This is a genomic window from Nitrospirillum guanabarense (genome assembly GCF_034653355.1).
In the GTDB taxonomy this organism is placed as follows: Bacteria; Pseudomonadota; Alphaproteobacteria; order Azospirillales; family Azospirillaceae; genus Nitrospirillum.
On the sequence record NZ_JAYEER010000001.1, the window covers coordinates 1016399 to 1033495 of the forward strand.

General features: G+C 67.3%; 9 protein-coding genes. 6 read left to right on the forward strand and 3 right to left on the reverse strand.

Annotation, left to right across the window (positions count from 1 at the left end; translation table 11 throughout):
* Positions 1-89 precede the first annotated feature (89 nt).
* The 5 genes from UAA55_RS04220 (at position 90) to UAA55_RS04240 (ending at position 9716) form a co-directional block, all read left to right on the forward strand.
* Entirely contained in the window at positions 90-1637 is a 1548-nt protein-coding gene (locus UAA55_RS04220) for a tryptophan halogenase family protein (protein WP_322951409.1), read from the forward strand.
* The gene (locus UAA55_RS04225) at positions 1634-3472 is read left to right on the forward strand and encodes an alpha-amylase family glycosyl hydrolase (protein WP_322951410.1); all 1839 of its coding nucleotides are present in this window, start codon (positions 1634-1636) and stop codon (positions 3470-3472) included. The genes UAA55_RS04220 and UAA55_RS04225 overlap by 4 nt, the downstream gene beginning before the upstream one ends.
* Positions 3469-5103, forward strand: coding sequence for an alpha-glucosidase family protein (locus tag UAA55_RS04230; protein ID WP_322951412.1), 1635 nt, complete (start codon positions 3469-3471; stop codon positions 5101-5103). The genes UAA55_RS04225 and UAA55_RS04230 overlap by 4 nt, the downstream gene beginning before the upstream one ends.
* Before the next feature lie 40 nt (positions 5104-5143).
* On the forward strand, positions 5144-7204 hold the full coding sequence (locus tag UAA55_RS04235; protein ID WP_322951924.1) for a glycoside hydrolase family 97 protein: 2061 nt from the start codon (positions 5144-5146) through the stop codon (positions 7202-7204).
* 130 nt (positions 7205-7334) lie between these two features.
* Positions 7335-9716, forward strand: a complete 2382-nt coding sequence (locus UAA55_RS04240) for a glucan 1,4-alpha-glucosidase (protein ID WP_322951413.1) — start codon at positions 7335-7337, stop codon at positions 9714-9716.
* 83 nt (positions 9717-9799) lie between these two features.
* On the opposite strand, the gene UAA55_RS04245 is transcribed toward UAA55_RS04240, so the two are convergent.
* The 3 genes from UAA55_RS04245 to UAA55_RS04255 form a co-directional block, all read right to left on the reverse strand.
* Positions 9800-10867: a class I SAM-dependent methyltransferase gene (locus tag UAA55_RS04245; RefSeq protein ID WP_322951414.1), complete on the reverse strand. Its 1068-nt coding sequence runs from the start codon at positions 10865-10867 to the stop codon at positions 9800-9802.
* 129 nt (positions 10868-10996) lie between these two features.
* On the reverse strand, positions 10997-12025 hold the full coding sequence (locus UAA55_RS04250; RefSeq protein WP_322951415.1) for a LacI family DNA-binding transcriptional regulator: 1029 nt from the start codon (positions 12023-12025) through the stop codon (positions 10997-10999).
* A gap of 155 nt (positions 12026-12180) precedes the next feature.
* Positions 12181-13767, reverse strand: coding sequence for a sodium:solute symporter (locus tag UAA55_RS04255; protein WP_322951416.1), 1587 nt, complete (start codon positions 13765-13767; stop codon positions 12181-12183).
* Positions 13768-14069: 302 nt separating this feature from the next.
* On the opposite strand from UAA55_RS04255, the gene UAA55_RS04260 reads away from it, so the two are divergent.
* Positions 14070-17060 carry a TonB-dependent receptor domain-containing protein gene (locus UAA55_RS04260; RefSeq protein ID WP_322951417.1) on the forward strand — a complete coding sequence of 997 codons (2991 nt, stop codon included), beginning with the start codon at positions 14070-14072 and terminating at the stop codon, positions 17058-17060.
* The last annotated feature ends 37 nt before the right edge of the window (positions 17061-17097 follow it).

Consider the following 17097-nt stretch of genomic DNA (forward strand, 5'->3'; position numbering starts at 1 on the left):
GGCCCAGACCCAAGTGAACCCGGGCCCGCCTCACCCTTTTCCCCGCTCCGGTGGGGACGTACCGGCAACAGCGACCTGGAAGACAGGCCATGACGTTCGCCCCCCTCCGCGACATCGTCATCGTTGGCGGCGGCACCGCCGGATGGATGACGGCCGCCCTCTTCAGCCACATCCTCGGTCCCGGCGGCCACCGCATCCATCTGGTGGAATCCGAAGAGATCGGCACCGTGGGCGTGGGCGAGGCGACCATTCCCCCCATCGCCATCTTCAACCGCGCCTTGGGCCTGGACGAAAACGATTTCCTGCGTCAGACCCAGGGCACCATCAAGCTGGCCATCGAATTCGTGGACTGGCTGCGGCCGGGACACCGTTACCTGCACAGCTTCGGCGCTTTCAGCCGGTCGCTGGGGCTGGGCCATTTCCAGGATTTCTGGCTGCGAGCCTACCGCCTGGGCCTGACGGATGATTGGGAACCTTACATCCTGAACAGTGTGGCAGCCCGGCGCGGACGCTTCATCCGGCCCGACCCGCGCCGGCAAAGCCCGCTTGAGCCGCTGGCCCACGCCTTCCACATCGATGCCGGGCTTTACGCCCGCTATCTGCGGCGGTTCGCGGAACAGCGGGGCGTGCGCCGGACGGAGGGCAAGATCGTCCGCACCGTGCTGCGCGCCCACGACGGCTTCGTCGATGCGGTGGAGATGGCGGACGGCACGCGCGTCGCCGGGGACCTGTTCATCGACTGCTCCGGCTTTCGCGGCCTGTTGATCGAGCAGGCGCTGAACACCGGGTTCGAGGACTGGACGCACTGGCTGCCCTGCGACCGGGCCTGGGCCGTGCCCAGCGCGCATGACGGGTCGGCCGCCGCCCTGACGCCCTACACCCGCTCCACCGCGCGGCCCGCCGGCTGGCAGTGGCGCATCCCGCTGCAGCACCGTACGGGCAACGGCTACGTCTATTCCAGCCGCCATGTCAGCGATGACGAGGCGGCCGCCACGCTCATGGCCAATCTGGACGGCGAAGCCTTGGCCGAGCCGCGGCAGCTGCGTTTCACCGCCGGCCGGCGCCGCCGTTTCTGGAACCGCAACGTCGTGGCCGTGGGCCTGGCCGGCGGGTTCATGGAGCCCTTGGAATCCACCAGCATCCACCTGGTCCAGTCCGCGATTTCCCGTCTGATCACGCTGCTGCCCAACCATTCGTTGGCCAACGGGGGGGTCGATCCCGCCGTGGCGGACGAGTTCAACCGCGCGTCGGCCATCGAGTATGAGCGCATCCGCGACTTCATCATCCTGCACTACGCCGCGACGGAACGCGCCGACAGCCCTTTTTGGCGGGAATGCCGGGAGCGGCCCGTGCCTGAGGAATTGGCCCGCCGCATGCGCGTCTTCCGGGCGCTGGGCCGTGTGGCCCGCGACCATGACGAACTGTTCAGCGAGGTCAGCTGGCTGCATGTCTTCCTGGGGCAGGGCGTCTGGCCACGCGATTATCATCCCTTGGCCGATCAGCTCTCGGTTGAGGACCTGCGCCGTTTCCTTGATGACATCAAGGCGGCCGTGGCGCGCGAGGTGGACGCCATGCCCACCCATGCCGACTTCATCGCCCGCCACTGCGAGGCCGACAGCCACACGAGGACCGCATGACGCCCTTCAGCCGCCGCCTGGCGCTGCTTGCCACCACCATGATGATCGCCGCCGGGACCCTGTCGCTGGTTGGCTTCCCGCCGGCGCGGGCGGCGGACTATCGCGACCGGCTGGCGGAGGATGAGGTCGTCTATTTCCTGCTGCCCGACCGCTTCGACAACGCCGACACCGCCAACGACACGGGCGGGCTGGGTGGCGACCGCTCGGTCACGGGGTACGACCCGACGGACAGCGGCTATTATCACGGCGGCGACCTCAAGGGCCTGATCCGGCGGCTGGATTACATCCAGGGCCTGGGCGCGACCGCCCTGTGGGTGGGCCCGGTGTTCAAGAACAAGGCGGTGCAGGGCGCGCCCGGCCACCAGTCCGCCGGTTATCATGGCTATTGGATCACCGACTTCACCCACGTCGATCCGCATCTGGGCACCGACGACGACTTCAAGGCCCTGGTGGACGCGGCGCACGCGCGCGGCATGAAGGTCTACCTGGACATCGTCATCAATCACACCGCGGACGTCATCCAATACAAGGAATGTGTGGGCAAGCCGTGTCCCTACCGCTCCAAGGCCGACTATCCCTACACCCGCAAGGGCGGCCCGGCCGGTCCGGCCATCAACGCCGGCTTCCAGGGCGATGATGTCCGGACGGAAGAGAACTTCGCGCGGCTGACGGACCCCGCCTACGCCTACACGCCTTTCGTGCCCGAGGCGGAACGGCATGTTAAGGCGCCGGAGTGGCTGAACGACCCCCGCTACTACCACAACCGCGGTAAATCCACCTTCAAGGGCGAAAGCTCCCTCTACGGCGACTTCGGCGGCCTGGACGACGTGATGACCGAGCATCCGGCCGTGGTGCGGGGTTTCATCGACATCTACGGCGCCTGGATCGACCGCTATGGCATCGACGGCTACCGCATCGATACCACCCGCCACGTGAACCCGGAGTTCTGGCAGGCCTTCGTGCCCGCCATGCTGGAGCGCGCCAAGGCCAAGGGTATCGCCCACTTCCATGTCTTCGGCGAGGTGGCGGACACTGACGGCCGGGTGGCCATCCTGGCCCGACACACGCGGGTGGACAAGCTGCCGGCCGTGCTGGATTTCGCCTTCCGCCGCGCCGTGGTCGACACGGTGGCCGGCACCAAGGGCACCGACAGGCTGGCCTTGATGCTGGACGGCGACGCCCTGTACGAGGGCGGTGAGGACGCGGCGCGGCAGCTGCCCACCTTCGTCAGCAACCACGACCACGGCCGCTTCGCCTACTTCGCCCGCAAGGCCTTCCCTCATGCCGGCGAGGACGAGATCCTGAAGCGCGTCATCCTGGCCAACGCCCTGATGTTCACCCAGCGTGGCGTTCCCGTCGTCTATTCGGGGGATGAGCAGGGCTTCAGCGGCGGGGAGGACCGGGCGGGCCGCGAGGACATGTTCGGCAGCCGCGTCGCGGCCTACAACGCCGAACGCCTGGTGGGCACGACCGCCACCACGGCCGCGCCCAGCTTCAACCCCGACCATCCGCTGTACAAGGCCCTGGCCGAAATGGCGCGCCTGCGGGAGGCGGAGCCGGCGTTGCGCCATGGTCGCAGCGTCCTGCGCTATGCCGGTGAGAAGCCGGGTTTGTTCGCGGTGTCCCGTATCGATCCGGCCAGCGGGCGAGAGGTGCTGGTGGCCGTCAACACCGGGACCCAACCGGTGAACGCCCAAGTTGAGGTGGGCAGCCAGTGGACCACTTTCACCGCCTTGCACGGCTCATGCGGCCCTGCCCCTACCGCCCCCGGCAGCTATGCTGTCCGGGTGGCCCCCCTTGATTACGTTGTCTGCGCATCTGGAGAGGCTTCATGACCATGGAACACCCCACCCATACCGGACCGGGCGGCGCCCGACCCTGGTGGCGCGGGGCGGCGATCTACCAGATCTATCCGCGCAGTTTCGCCGACGCCAACAACGACGGGGTGGGCGACCTGCCCGGCATCACCCGGCATCTGGACCATGTCGCCAGCCTGGGCGTGGACGCCATCTGGCTGTCGCCCTTCTTCACCTCCCCCATGCGCGACTTCGGCTATGACGTGTCCGATTTCCGTGATGTCGACCCGCTGTTCGGCACCCTGGCCGACTTCGACGCCCTGGTGGCCCGGGCGCATGCGCTGAACCTCAAGGTCATCATTGACCAGGTCTATTCCCACACCTCGGACCAGCACGCGTGGTTCCAGGAAAGCCGCCAGGACCGCACCAACCCCAAGGCCGACTGGTACGTCTGGGCCGATGCCAAGCCCGACGGCAGCCCGCCCTGCAACTGGCAGTCCGTTTTCGGCGGCCCGGCCTGGACCTGGGATGCGCGGCGGCGCCAGTACTACCTGCACAACTTCCTGACCGAACAGCCGGACCTGAACGTGCACAATCCGGTGGTGCAGGACGCCCTGCTGGACGTGGCGCGCTTCTGGCTGGACCGGGGGGTGGACGGCTTCCGCCTGGACGCCATCAACTTCTCCATGCACGACCCGGCCTTCACCGACAATCCGGTGAATCCGGACACCCGCGCCGTGCGCACGCGGCCCTTCGATTTCCAGCTGCATTCCAAGAACATGTCCCACCCGGACATCCCGAAGTTCCTGGAGCGCATCCGCGGCGTGCTGGACAGCTACGGCGGCGACCGCTTCACGGTGGCCGAGGTGGGCGGCCCCGATGCCGATCGCGAGATGAAGGCCTTCACCGCCGGCAACACGCGGCTGAACAGCGCCTACGACTTCAGCTTCCTCTACGCCGACACCCTGACCCCGGCCCTGGTGCGCAAGGCGCTGGAGCTATGGCCGGATGAGCCTGGCCTGGGCTGGCCCAGCTGGGCCTTCTCCAACCACGACGCGCCGCGCTGCGTCTCGCGCTGGGCCAAGCCGCAGGATCGGGCGGCCTTCGCCCGCATGGCGGCGCTGCTGCTGGTCACCCTGCGCGGCAACATCTTCCTCTACCAGGGGGAGGAACTGGCGCTGACCCAGGTGTCCATCCCGTTCGAGCAGCTGCAAGACCCCGAGGCCATCGCCAACTGGCCCCTGACCCTGGGCCGCGACGGCGCCCGCACGCCCATGCCGTGGACGTCCGGCGCCCCCAACGCCGGCTTCAGCACGGTCCAGCCCTGGCTGCCCGTGGGCGCCGACCATGACGCGATGGCGGTGGACCGGCAGCAGGCCGACCCCCACTCGCACTTGGCGCTGACCCGCCGGGTGCTGGGCCTGCGCAAGGCCCATGAGGCGCTGGCCGTGGGCGGGATGCGCTTTGTCGAGGCCGGCGAGCACGTGCTGGCCTTCGAACGCAGCCATGGCGACGAGACGCTGCTGTGCCTGTTCAACTTCGGGCCCGGGGCCTGGACGACGCCCGAGGGGGCGAACTGGCCGGTGGTGGACAGCGTGGGTGAACCCCAGTCCGGTACCCAGGGCTGGACCTTGCCGCCCTTCGGCGGGCTGGTGCTGTCGCGGCCGTAAGGCTGTGGTCCAAAAAGAATAAAATGGGAGGGCGGTGGTGATGGTTTCCCTGACAAGGCGCCTGGGGGCGCTGGTGGTTTTGGCGGTGGTCCTTGTGGCGTTGCCGGCCCTGGCGGAAACACCGGCCAAGGTCGTGGCCACCGTCGCTTCCCCCGCCGGTACCCTCGCCGTGCGGGTGGAGCTGGATGGGGAGGGGCGTCCCGCCTATGCGGTCACCCGCAAGGGAGCGGAAGTTATCGCCTCGTCCCGCCTGGGCTTCCTGTTCACCGACGCGCCCAAGATGGAGCGCGGCTTCACTCTGGCCGGCCAGTCCACCCGCACGGTGGATGAAACCTGGGAACAGCCCTGGGGCGAATGGCGCACCATTGCCAATCATTTCAACGAACTGCGGGTGCGGCTGAAGGAAAAGGCGGGCGCCGCGCGCGAGCTGGACGTGGTGTTCCGCGCCTACGACGATGGCGTCGGCTTCCGCTACGAATTCCCCGACCAGCCGCAGCTGAAGACCGTGCGCATCGCCGACGAGCTGACCGAGTTCGCCGTCGTACGCAAGGGGGAGGCGTGGTGGACCCCGGCCGGGGAGTGGGACAGCTACGAATACATCTACAACCACACGGCCTTGGCGGAGTTGGGCCAGGCCCACACGCCCCTGACCATCCGCACCGACGACGGCACCCACATCGCCCTGCATGAGGCGGCGCTGGTGGACTATGCCGGCATGTGGGTGCGGCGGGTGGATGGTCAGCGGCTGAAGGCCACGCTGTCGCCCAGCCCCTTGGGTGCCCGCGTGGTGCGCCAGGCGCCCTTCACCACGCCGTGGCGCACCCTGATCTTCGCCGACAGCGCCGGCGGCCTTTACCAGTCGCACCTGGAGCTGAACCTGAACGAGCCCAACGCCCTGGGCGACGTCAGCTGGGTGAAGCCGGAGAAGTTCGTGGGCGTGTGGTGGGAAATGCACCTGGGGTCCGCCAGCTGGGCCACCGGCCGCAAGCACGGCGCCACCACCGCCAACGTGCGCAGGCATATCGACTTCGCGGCCGCCAACGGCATCGGCGGCGTGCTGGTGGAGGGCTGGAACGTGGGCTGGGACGGCCAGTGGTTCGGCAACGGCAACGACTTCGACTTCAAAAAGCCGACGCCGGACCTGGACTGGGCCGGCATGGCCGCCTATGCCAAGTCCAAGGGCGTGAACCTGATCGGCCATCATGAGACCGGCGGTTCCGTCAGCCATTATGAAAGCCAGCTGGACGCCGCCCTGGATTACGCCCAGGGCCTGGGTATCCCCGCCATCAAGACCGGCTACGTCACCGATGACGGTGATATCGAGCGGGTGGAACCCGACGGCACGACCCTGCGCGAATGGCACGACGGCCAGTGGATGTCCCGCCATTACCTGCGCGTGGTGACGGAGGCGGCCAAGCGCCACATCGCCATCGACAGCCATGAGCCCATCAAGGACACGGGCCTGCGCCGCACCTATCCCAGCTGGGTGGCGCGGGAAGGGGCGCGGGGCATGGAATACAACGCCTGGGGCGACCCGAAGAACCCGCCCAACCATGAGGCGACGCTGGCCTTCACCCGCATGCTGTCCGGCCCCTTCGACTTCACCCCCGGTGTGGTCAGCCTGACGGGCAAGGACAACACCCGCATCCCCTCCACACTCGCCAAGCAGCTGGCGCTGTACGTGGTGCTGTACAGCCCGGTGCAGATGCTGGCCGACCTGCCGGAGAACTACGCCAAGTACCCGGACGCCCTGGCCTTCATCAAGGCGGTGCCGGTCGACTGGTCCGACACCCGCGTGCTGAATGGCGAGGTCGGGCAGTACGCCACCTTCGCCCGCAAGGACCGGAAGGGGGACGACTGGTATGTGGGCAGCGTGGGCGACGACCAGCCCCGCACCCTGACCGTGACCCTGGACTTCCTGGACGCCGGCCGCGACTACACCGCCCACATCTACCGCGACGGCCCCAACGCCGACTGGCACACCGACGGCCATCCCATGATTGTGGAAACCCGCGCCGTGCACCAGGGCGACACGCTGAGCCTGCCGCTGGCGCGCGGCGGCGGGGCGGCCGTGCAGCTGGTGGCGGGCAAGGGAAGGTGAGAAGGGTACCGGTGTTTCGCCGCATACGTATTTCCCCCTTCCACCGCGGTCAACCCATACGTATTCAAACCCCTGGGGATTCCCGGTCGGCGGACAGTAGGCGGCAATGGTTTCAAAGCCTGGTGATGGAATGACGAACAATAAGACGATGGGACGGAAACGGGCGGCCGCGCTGATGGCGATGCTGCTGGCCTCAAGCATGACGGGGGCCGCTTTCGCCGCCGTGGCACCGGGGGCGCCGGGACAGGCGGCGACGGGCGCCTACGCGGGCAAGACCGGCATCGGCACGGCCTACCACGCGTACGATGCGCAGGCGGGCAAGGCGGTGCCGTCGCGCGTCTGGTTCTCGCTGGCCAAGGGTGTGGTCACCGAGACCATGTACGGCCTGATCCATGAGGTGCAACTGCGCGAGCTGAAGCTGGCGATCCAGGGCGAGGGCTTCCTGGATGTGGAGGACAAGAATACCGACAGCACCACCAGCTACCTGGATGTCGATGCCGCCGGCCGTCCCCGCTCGCTGGCCTACAAGGTCGTGAACAAGGCCAGGAACGGCAAGTACGAGATCGAGAAGCAGGTCTTCACCGACCCCGCCGCTGACACGCTGGTGGTGCGCGTGACGGTGCGGGCCAGGGGCGGGACGGTCACCCCGTACCTGCTGGTGGACCCGCAGATGGCCGGTACCGGCGGCGGTGACAAGGCCGATGTGATCGACGGCGCCCTGCATGCCTATGAGGGCGACCGCCATCTGGTGGTGAAGACCGCCCCGGGCTTCAAGGCCGCCAGCGTGGGCTTCGTCGGCGCCTCCGACGGGCTGACGCAGCTGCAAAAGGCGGGCAAGCTGGACGACAGCTACACCACCACCGGCGACAAGGCCGGCAACGTCGCCCTGGCCGGCGCCCTGGCGCCCGTGACGGGGGAAGCCACCTTCGACATCGTCGTCGGCTTCGGCGACAGCGCCAAGGCGGCGGACGCCGCCGCGACGGCCACGCTGAAGCGCGGGCACGACGCGGTGCTGGCGGACTACGATGCCGGCTGGGAAGGCTACCAGGCCAAGCTGGCGCCCCTGCCGGATCTGGCCAAGATGTCCATGGATGGCGGCAAGCTGCTGTACGCCAGCGCCCTGGTGCTGAAGGCGCAGGAGGACAAGACCCATCCCGGCGCGCTGATCGCCTCGCTGTCCGCCCCCTGGGGCGACACGCAGAAGGCCGACAAGCCGGAGACGGGCTACAAGGCCGTGTGGCCGCGCGACTTCTACCAATGCGCCATGGCCCTGTTGGCCCTGGGTGACAGCGAGACGCCCAAGGCGGCGCTGGCCTACCTGAAGACCATTCAGGTGGGGCCGAAGACGCCGGGCAACCATGGCGACGGTGGCTGGTTCCTGCAGAAGACCCATGTGGACGGCACACCGGAATGGGTGGGCGTGCAGCTGGACCAGACCGCCATGCCGCTGATGCTGGCCTGGCGCCTGTGGCGCAACGGCGTCATCAGCGACGCCGAGGCCACCGCGCTCTACACCAGCATGGTGAAGCCGGCCGCCGACTTCCTGGTCAAGGGCGGCACCGCCGGCATCGGCTGGAACAAGGAAACCATCCACCCGCCCGTGACCCAGCAGGAACGCTGGGAGGAGCAGGCGGGCAACTCCCCCTCCACCACGGCGGCGGTCATCGCCGGCTTGGCGGCGGCGGCCGAACTGGCGGGCCAGGCGGGGGATGAGGCGTCGGTGAAGCGCTACTACGCCGCCGCCGACACCTATTCCGCCGGGCTGGAGGCCGCGACGGTCACCACCAACGGACAGCTGGCGCCGAAAGGTTCGAAAGCGGGGTATTACCTGCGCATCGCGCCCACGGGCCAGCCCAACGCCCACACGCCCCTGGCGGTGCGCAACGGGCAGCATGCGTTGACCGAGGACGCCTATGTCGACGGCGGCTTCCTGGAGCTGGTGCGTTATGGCGTGCGGGCGCCCAGCGACCCCGTCATCAAGGCCAGCCTGGCCGTGCTGGATGACGAGACGCTGCCGGAGAACCTGCGCGTCAAATACACCTTCCACTTCGATGGCGACGCCACGGCCTACCCCGGCTGGCGCCGCTACGGCAACGACGGTTATGGCGAGGACCGGGCGACCGGCGCCAACTATGCCGTCAGCGGCAGCATGACCCCGACCCAGCGCGGCCGCGTCTGGCCCCTGCTGACGGGCGAGCGCGGGCATTACGAGCTGGCGCTGGCGGCGGCCAAGGCCGGCGGGGCCAAGCCGGCGGAGGTGGATGCCATCCGCACGACCTACGTTCGCGCCCTGGAGCGCTTCGCCAACCAGGGCCTGATGATCCCGGAACAGGTGTGGGATGGCGTGGGCAGCGACGGCGGCCGCGGGTACAAGGCTGGCGCCGGCACCGACAGCGCGACGCCGCTGGCCTGGGCGCACGCGGAGTATGTGAAGCTGTTGCGATCGCTGCACGACGGCGGGGTCTGGGACCTCTACGCCCCCGTGGCGGTGCGCTACGCGACCAAGCCGTGAGTGACTGCGATGCCCGGCCGGCCCCGGGCATCAGCGCTGCGGGCCGCCGCGGGGCCAGGCGCGCCTGCGGATGGGCGGAGTCTTCAGGCCTTGGTCAGCACGTAGCTGTTGACCGCCGCCGCCAGGTCCGCCGGGGAGTAGTGGGCGAAGCGGGGGTGCAGGCGGGTGTGGTCGATGTAGCCCTCGGGCGCCGCCATCAGCCGCACGACGCTGCCGTGGAAGCCGCTTAGCACGAACAAGGATTCCAGGTCCCCGGCGCGCAGGCCGTTCACCTCATCCAGGATGCCGTCGTAGTACATGTGGAAGGAATGCTCGATGTCCTCCCGGTCGGCCGAGATGGCGCGGTGGTCGGTGAAGTCCACCGTGTGCACGCAGGCGCCGTCGTCCTTCAGGATCTCCCGCTGTCGGGCCAGGGCGCCGCGCATGTCCTCCACATGCTCCAGCACCGAATTGCTGCACACCAGGTCATAATACCCGTTGTCCATCATGTCGATGTTGTTGAACAGCCGGACGGGACCGAAGTCGACCCCGCGCGGGCCGCCGGCGTTCAGCTCGGCCAGCCTTTCCTCCAGGCCCGAGAAATCCAGCGCGGCCACGCGCCGCTTCATTTCCTGCGGCGTGGCGCCGAACAGGGCGAACATGCCCGGCGTGTCGTACAGCCAGCGTATGGTCTGGAAGACGCTTTCCGCCACCATGTCCGGGCCGATGGGGAAGGGTTCGAATGCGTCGGCCTGCTCAAACCCGATGGCGTAAAGTATGAGGGAGGCCGACAGCGACGACCACACGCCGGCACCGAAGTCCAGGATGCGGGAACGCCGGATGCGGTCGGGGTCCAGGCGGTGATCCTGCCCGCAGACCTTCAAGGCCTGGCTGAAATTGGCGATGACGGCGTGGGTCTTGACCGCTGTCAGTTCCCCGCCCACCTGGCGCAGCAGCTTCTCGACCCGCACCTTTTCCTGCGAGACGATGCCACTGAGATAGCGGATGGCGTATTTGGGTCGGGCCAGCTCGGCCGCCCAGGCTTCCCGCAACGCGGGTGTGAGATAGCCGGACGTCTCCAGCGTCGCCAGGCCTTCGGCCCGGGTGTCCGGCCCCGACAGGTCCGACAGCATGGAAATCAGGGATCGCCCGTAGCTGGGTCGTTGCAGCACGTCCAACTCCAATCGGGGTGTATGCCCGGTCGCCCCAACGACGCCCCCCTTGCCGTCCCCACCACCGGGATACCGTACGCCTGGGGTGTTGGCAACAACCGGGGGTGTAGCGGCCCGTCCCGAAGGGGATCAGACGCCGCCGCAGCTGTCCCGTATCACCAGGCTGGTGGCGATCTGCGCCGTTTCGATGGGGCGGCCGTCGATCAGGCGCAGCAGGTTTTCCACCAGCAATTCCCCCGCCGCCGCCGTGTCCTGGCGGATGGTCGTGAGGGGTGGGGAGGTGAAGGGCGCGGCGACGATGTCGTCGAAGCCCACCACCGCCACGTCCTGCGGGACGCGCAGGCCCCGTTCGCGCAGGCCGTTCATGGCGCCGATGGCCAGCAGGTCGCAGGCGCCGAACACGGCGTCGATGGGCCCCTGGCGGTCGATCAGGTTCAGGATGGCCTGATGTCCGGCCTCCTCCGACGCGGCGGCGTCGGCGTACAGCGCCTCGATCACCGGAAGGCCGGCCTCGCCCAGCGCCTCGACATAGCCGGTGTAGCGGTCGCGGAACTCGGGGCAATGCTCCGAAATGTCACCCAGGAAGGCGATGCGCTTGCGGCCGCGCGCGATCAGGTGCCGCACGCCCTCGCGGGCGCCCTGGATGTTGTCCGATCCGATGAAATGCCCCGGCTGGCCCGGGACCACGGGGCCCCAGGTGACGAAGGCGGTGCTGACCTCGTCCAGGCGGCTGATCTTGTCGACGTAGCGCAGATAGTCGCCATAGCCCAGGAAGATCAGGCCGTCGGCCCGCTTGGAGGCGGCGTAGTCGGCACTCCAGTCGTCGCTGGACTGCTGGAAGCTGATCAGCAGGTCATAGCCGCGCCGGGCGGACGCCTTGGTGATGCTGCTCAGCATGGACAGGAAGAAGGGATTGATCAGCGACTGGCTGGTCACCGGGTCTTCGTACAGCAGCAGGGCCAGGGTGTTGGTCTTCTGCGAGCGCAGGTTGCGGGCGTTGACATCGACCTTATAGTTCAGCAGGCGGGCCGCCTGGGCCACGCGCTGGCGGGTGTCCTCGCTGACCATCGCGTCGTTGCGCAGGGCGCGGGACACGGTGGACTGCGACACGCCGGCCAGTTCGGCGATGTCGAACGATGTCGGACGCTTGACCCGCATCCCCTTGCTTCCGGCCTCTTGGTGCTCCCCTGGGCGCGGATGATAGCAATCGGCCCCGCGTCCCCGCAATGCGCGTCGCGGCTCGGGATCCTTCAGGTCAGGCCGGATGGTGCCGGGCGGCAACACCCGCAGCGGATCACCCATGGATGGGCCCCCTAGCGGAAGGTGTAGACGATGATGGCGGTGGCGGCCAGCAGCAGGCCGGCCAGGACGCGGTAGTTGCGCCAGAAGGGTTCATGCGCCAGGCGCACGCTTTCCTCCCGGAAGAAGGCGGGTGTCCAGACCAGGCCGGCGGACTTCTCCGCCGCGTCCGGCGCCGTGGCCAGGCTGACCAGCACCAGCACGATGGCGCACAACACGAACAGCAGGGGTGCCACGTACAGGAAGTGGATGCTGACCACGTCCAGCACCGTGTTCGCCACGAACAGGGCCGCCCCGCCCAGGACGCCGGCGGCGATGCAGGCGGCGGCCCCGGCGGCGTTGGCCCGGCGCCAGAAGATGCCCACCAGGTACAGCGCCATCACCGGCGGCACGGCATAGGCGATGATGACCTGCAGGTACTGCCACAGCGACCCGAAATGCTCGATCTGCGGTGCCCAGGCCATGGCGGCCACGGCCATGACCAGGGTGGCCATGCGGCCCACGCGGACCAGGGCGGCGCCCTGCATCTCCGGCCTCCAGCGGCGCACGAAGTCCATGGTGAACAGGGTGGAGGCGGAATTGAAGGTGGAGGCGATGGACGACATCAGCGCCGACATGAAGCCGGCCACCGCCAGGCCCACCAGGCCGGCGGGCAACAGGCCGAACAGCAGGGTGGGGAACACCAGGTCCGGCGATTTCAGGTTGGGGTACAGCAGGATGGCGGCGGTGCCGGGCAGCACCATCAGGAACAGCACCGGCAGCTTCAGGGCGCCGGCGAACAGGCTGCCCCAGCGGCCGTGGTTCTCATCCTTGGCCGACAGCACGCGCTGCACCATGAACTGGTTGGTGCACCAGAAGTAAAAGCCCAGCAGGGGCACGCCGGTCAGCAGGCCGGGCCAGGGCACGGCCGCGTCGCTCAAGGGGCGGATCAGCGACAGCTTGGCGGGATCGACGGCCCCCATGACCGCGTCCCAGCCGCCGGCCTTGAGGAAGGTGCGCACGGCGATGACGCATGAGGCCGTCAGCAGCAGCACGGCCTGGATGGTCTCGGTATAGATCACGGCGCGCAGGCCGCCGGCGATGGTGTAGATGCCGGCCGAGACGGCCAGCACGATGACGATCTCCCACAGGGGCACATCGGGCAGCAGCAGCTTGAACAGCAGGGCGCCGCCGTAGAGGGCGCTGGCCGTGTCCACCACCAGGTTCAGGAACAGGGTCAGGCCTGAGAAATAGCTGCGCGCCAGGCCGCTGTACCGCCGCTCCAGGAACTCCGGCAGGGTGTAGACCTTGGACCGCAGCAGGAAGGGCAGGAAGAAGACGCAGAAGAACACCAGGACGGCCGCGGCCATCCATTCGTAATTGTAGACCGAGATGCCGGTGCCGTAGGCGGCACCCGCCAGGCCGATCAGCGTGGTGGACGAGATGTTGGAGGCCAGCAGCGCCAGGCCGATGACGGGCCAGGTGGTGCCGCGCGACGCCAGGAAGAAATCCTCGGTCGAGGAATGACGGCGGGCCAGGTACAGCCCCAATGAGATGATGCCGATGAGATACAGCGCCACGATGGCGTAGTCGATCCAGGCCATGCCTGCTACCGGCACCATGCGATCCCCTCCCTGATCCTTGATTTTCCCCTGCGCTTGTAAGGCGTTGCGCAGGCTTCTCGCGGCCGGCCGGAAATCCAGCCAGCCCACCTTTCATGGCATGGAAGGGGGGGCGGAGCACAACAAGAATTCGTATGCGGATCGCCCTTCGATCGGGGCGTCGGCGCGTTCCAGGCCGACGCCCCCGGTGTGTGTGAAACTGGTTTCATTTTTGGCATTGAAACTGATTTCACATATGCTACGATTAATGAAAATAAATTTATTAAACACAAAAACGCAACGAAGCAGAACGGGAGCACACGATGGTTTCACGAAGGATCACATCCCTGACGCTGGGCACGGTCCTGGGCGTCATAGCCCTGCCGATGATGGCAGGGGCCCAGTCCGCGCCGGTGGCCGGGCAGGTGGCGCAGAATGCGGACGGGGGGACCGATGGCTCCGAACTGACTGAGGTGGTGGTCGTGGGCTCGCATATCGCGGCTCGGCCCAACATCACGTCGGCGGCGCCCATCACGTCGGTGACGTCGCTGGAAATCCAGCAGTCGGGCGCCTTGAACGTCGAGGACATCCTGAACCGCCTGCCCCAGGTGTCACCCGACAACCAGCAGACCTATCAGGACAGCGACGGCGCGCAGAAGATCAATTTGCGGCGCATCGGTTTCGGTCGCACCCTGACGCTGATCGATGGCCAGCGGGTGGCGACCAACATCGGCCTGGACATCAACGTCATCCCCGTCGCCTTCCTGGAGCGCATCGACGTGCTCAGTGGCGGCGCTTCCGCCGCCTATGGCTCGGACGCCGTGGCGGGCGTGGTGAACTTCATGTTGAAGAAGGAGTTCACCGGTTTCCAGGTCAGCGGCAACTACAGCCTTTTCGACCACTACAACCAGCGCACCATCGTGCAGCCGGTGGCCGACAAATACGGCATCGGTTCGCCCAATGGCCAGGCGTGGGACGGGGGGCGCGGGGACTTCAATGCCGCCTGGGGTGGCAAGTTCGCCGACGGGCGCCTGAACGTGCGCGCCTTCGCCGACTATCGCCGGACGGAACCGGTGCTTTACAAGGACCGCGACTTCTCCGCCTGCGGCCTGATCCAGTCCACCACCGACGGCCCGCTGTCCTGCCAGACCTCCACCTATTCCAAGTACGGCTATTTCAGCCCCCAGTCGGGGGATAACGCGGGCCGGGTCTTCTCAAACGCCAAGAACGGCTCCCAGACCTTCGTCACCCGCGACCAGACCTATGCCTATAATTCGTACCAGGATTATTACCTGCAGCGGCAGGATGAACGCATCAACGGCGGTCTGTTCCTGAACTATGACCTGACGGATTCCGTGGAGCTTTATGGCTCTTACCTGATTTCCAGCGACACCTCCTACAACCAGTTCCGCACCTCGCGGCTTTATTCGCCGTCGACGTTTGGCGAGTCCGCCTACAACATCAACTGCAACAACCCGCTGATGTCGGCGCAGCAGCAGCAGGCGCTGTGCGGTTCCCTGGCGGGCACCAGCACCCTGATGCCGACCGAGGTGCGCTATCAGTTCGACGGCACGGCGCAGCTGAAGGACTACTATCTGAACGAAAACCAGCGCGTCACGGCCGGTTTCCGCGGCAAGGTCTGGGACGCCTGGCACTATGATGTCGGCGGCGTGTACGCCCGGTTCGACAAGACCTACAAGCCGGCTTTCGAGAATCCGGTCTACCAGACGCAGGCCGACTCCCTGAACGTCGTCAACGTCAATGGCACGCCCACCTGCGCCGCCAAGGTGGCCGGCACCAGCCCCAACTGCGTCCCCGCCAACATCTTCGTCGCCAACGGTGGCAGCCAGGCCCTGGTCAACTTCTATGAGGGCGGCTATGGCGGCACGCAGGAACAGGTCGGCGTCCTGTGGGACGCCACGGTCAACGTCAATGGCGATCTGGGGCGCTATGGCGTCACCAGCCCCCTGGCGAAGGATGGCCTGGCGGTGGCCTTCGGCGCCGAATACCGCAAGGACATGGAGAACAACACCGTCGACGACGCCTTCGTCAGCAACGCGGGGTATGGCAGCAACTTCAAGGCCAGCCAGAGCGTGAAGGAAGGCTATATCGAGGTGCAGGCGCCGCTGGTGCAGGACAAGCCTTTCGTGCACCTCTTGTCCGCCCAGGGCGGGTATCGCTGGTCGAAGTACGACACCAATCCCGATACCTTCACCACCTGGAAGATCGAGGGCACCTATGCCCCGGTGCCGGACGTGACCCTGCGCACCAGCTACAACAAGGCGGCCCGCGCCCCCAACATTTATGAGAACAACCAGGCCATCGACTTCACCTCGGGCGGCCCCGACATCTGCGCCGGCAGCAACCCCACGGCCAGTCTCGCCGCCTGCCAGCTGACCGGTGTGACCGCCGCCCAGTACGGGCATATCAAGCAGTGCGACGACAACGCCTGCCTGGCGCGCCAGGGCGGTTTCGTGCTGGACCCCGAAACGGCGCACACCCTGACCTACGGCGCGGTGCTGAAGCCCACCTTCCTGCCCGGCCTGACCCTGTCGGCCGACCGTTACCTGATCATGATCGACAGCTCGATCGGCTTTAACTACGACGACTTTTACAGCAGCAGCTGCGCGCTGTTCGCCACCGCCTATTATTGCAGCCACTTCAACCGCAACCCGGACGGGTCGCTCACCAGCTACGACACGGTGCGCGGCGGCACGCCCAGCACCGGCTTCGTCACCTATGGCAACACCAACAATTACAAGACCTTCGCCGAGGGTTACGACTTCCAGGCCCAGTATCTGCTTCCGGTGCCGGAGCTGGGCGGCCATCTGGACTTCGACTTCAATGGGTCGTTGAGCACCCGCACGGGTGGGCAGGATACGCCCAACTCGCTGGCCGCCAGCTGCGTCGGTTACTTCGGCCCGCGCTGCAACCAGCCGTTCCCGGCCTGGACGCATAACCTGCGCGGCACCTACATCCGTGACGGCGGCGCCTACAGCGTCTCCCTCAACTGGCGTCATATCTCCGGCGTGACCAACGCCGCCAACAGCGATGATCCGGCCCTGGGTTCCAGCGCCGCCACGCATGTCAGCACGTTCACCTACATCCCGTCCTACGATTACTTCGACGTGGCCGTCGGCTATATGGTCAACGACCAGATCAGCCTGCGGCTGACCGTCAACAACCTGACGGACAAGATGCCGCCCATCGTGGCCAACTCCTACAACATCTCGCTGGCCCGTTCGAACACCATCCCCCAGGTCTATGATGCCCTGGGCCGCATGGTGCAGATGGGCTTCACCGTCTCGTTCTGATGCCGGTACGGCCCCGCGCGGCTGCCGCGCGGGGCCT

Excerpts from the sequence above, each read along its gene's own strand:
- UAA55_RS04220 (WP_322951409.1), top strand. The coding sequence starts at position 90 with ATGACGTTCGCCCCCCTCCGCGACATCGTCATCGTTGGCGGCGGCACC.
- UAA55_RS04225 (WP_322951410.1), top strand. The coding sequence starts at position 1,634 with ATGACGCCCTTCAGCCGCCGCCTGGCGCTGCTTGCCACCACCATGATG.
- UAA55_RS04230 (WP_322951412.1), top strand. The coding sequence starts at position 3,469 with ATGACCATGGAACACCCCACCCATACCGGACCGGGCGGCGCCCGACCC.
- UAA55_RS04235 (WP_322951924.1), top strand. The coding sequence starts at position 5,144 with ATGGTTTCCCTGACAAGGCGCCTGGGGGCGCTGGTGGTTTTGGCGGTG.
- UAA55_RS04240 (WP_322951413.1), top strand. The coding sequence starts at position 7,335 with ATGACGAACAATAAGACGATGGGACGGAAACGGGCGGCCGCGCTGATG.
- UAA55_RS04250 (WP_322951415.1), bottom strand. The coding sequence starts at position 12,025 with ATGCGGGTCAAGCGTCCGACATCGTTCGACATCGCCGAACTGGCCGGC.
- UAA55_RS04255 (WP_322951416.1), bottom strand. The coding sequence starts at position 13,767 with ATGGTGCCGGTAGCAGGCATGGCCTGGATCGACTACGCCATCGTGGCG.
- UAA55_RS04260 (WP_322951417.1), top strand. The coding sequence starts at position 14,070 with ATGGTTTCACGAAGGATCACATCCCTGACGCTGGGCACGGTCCTGGGC.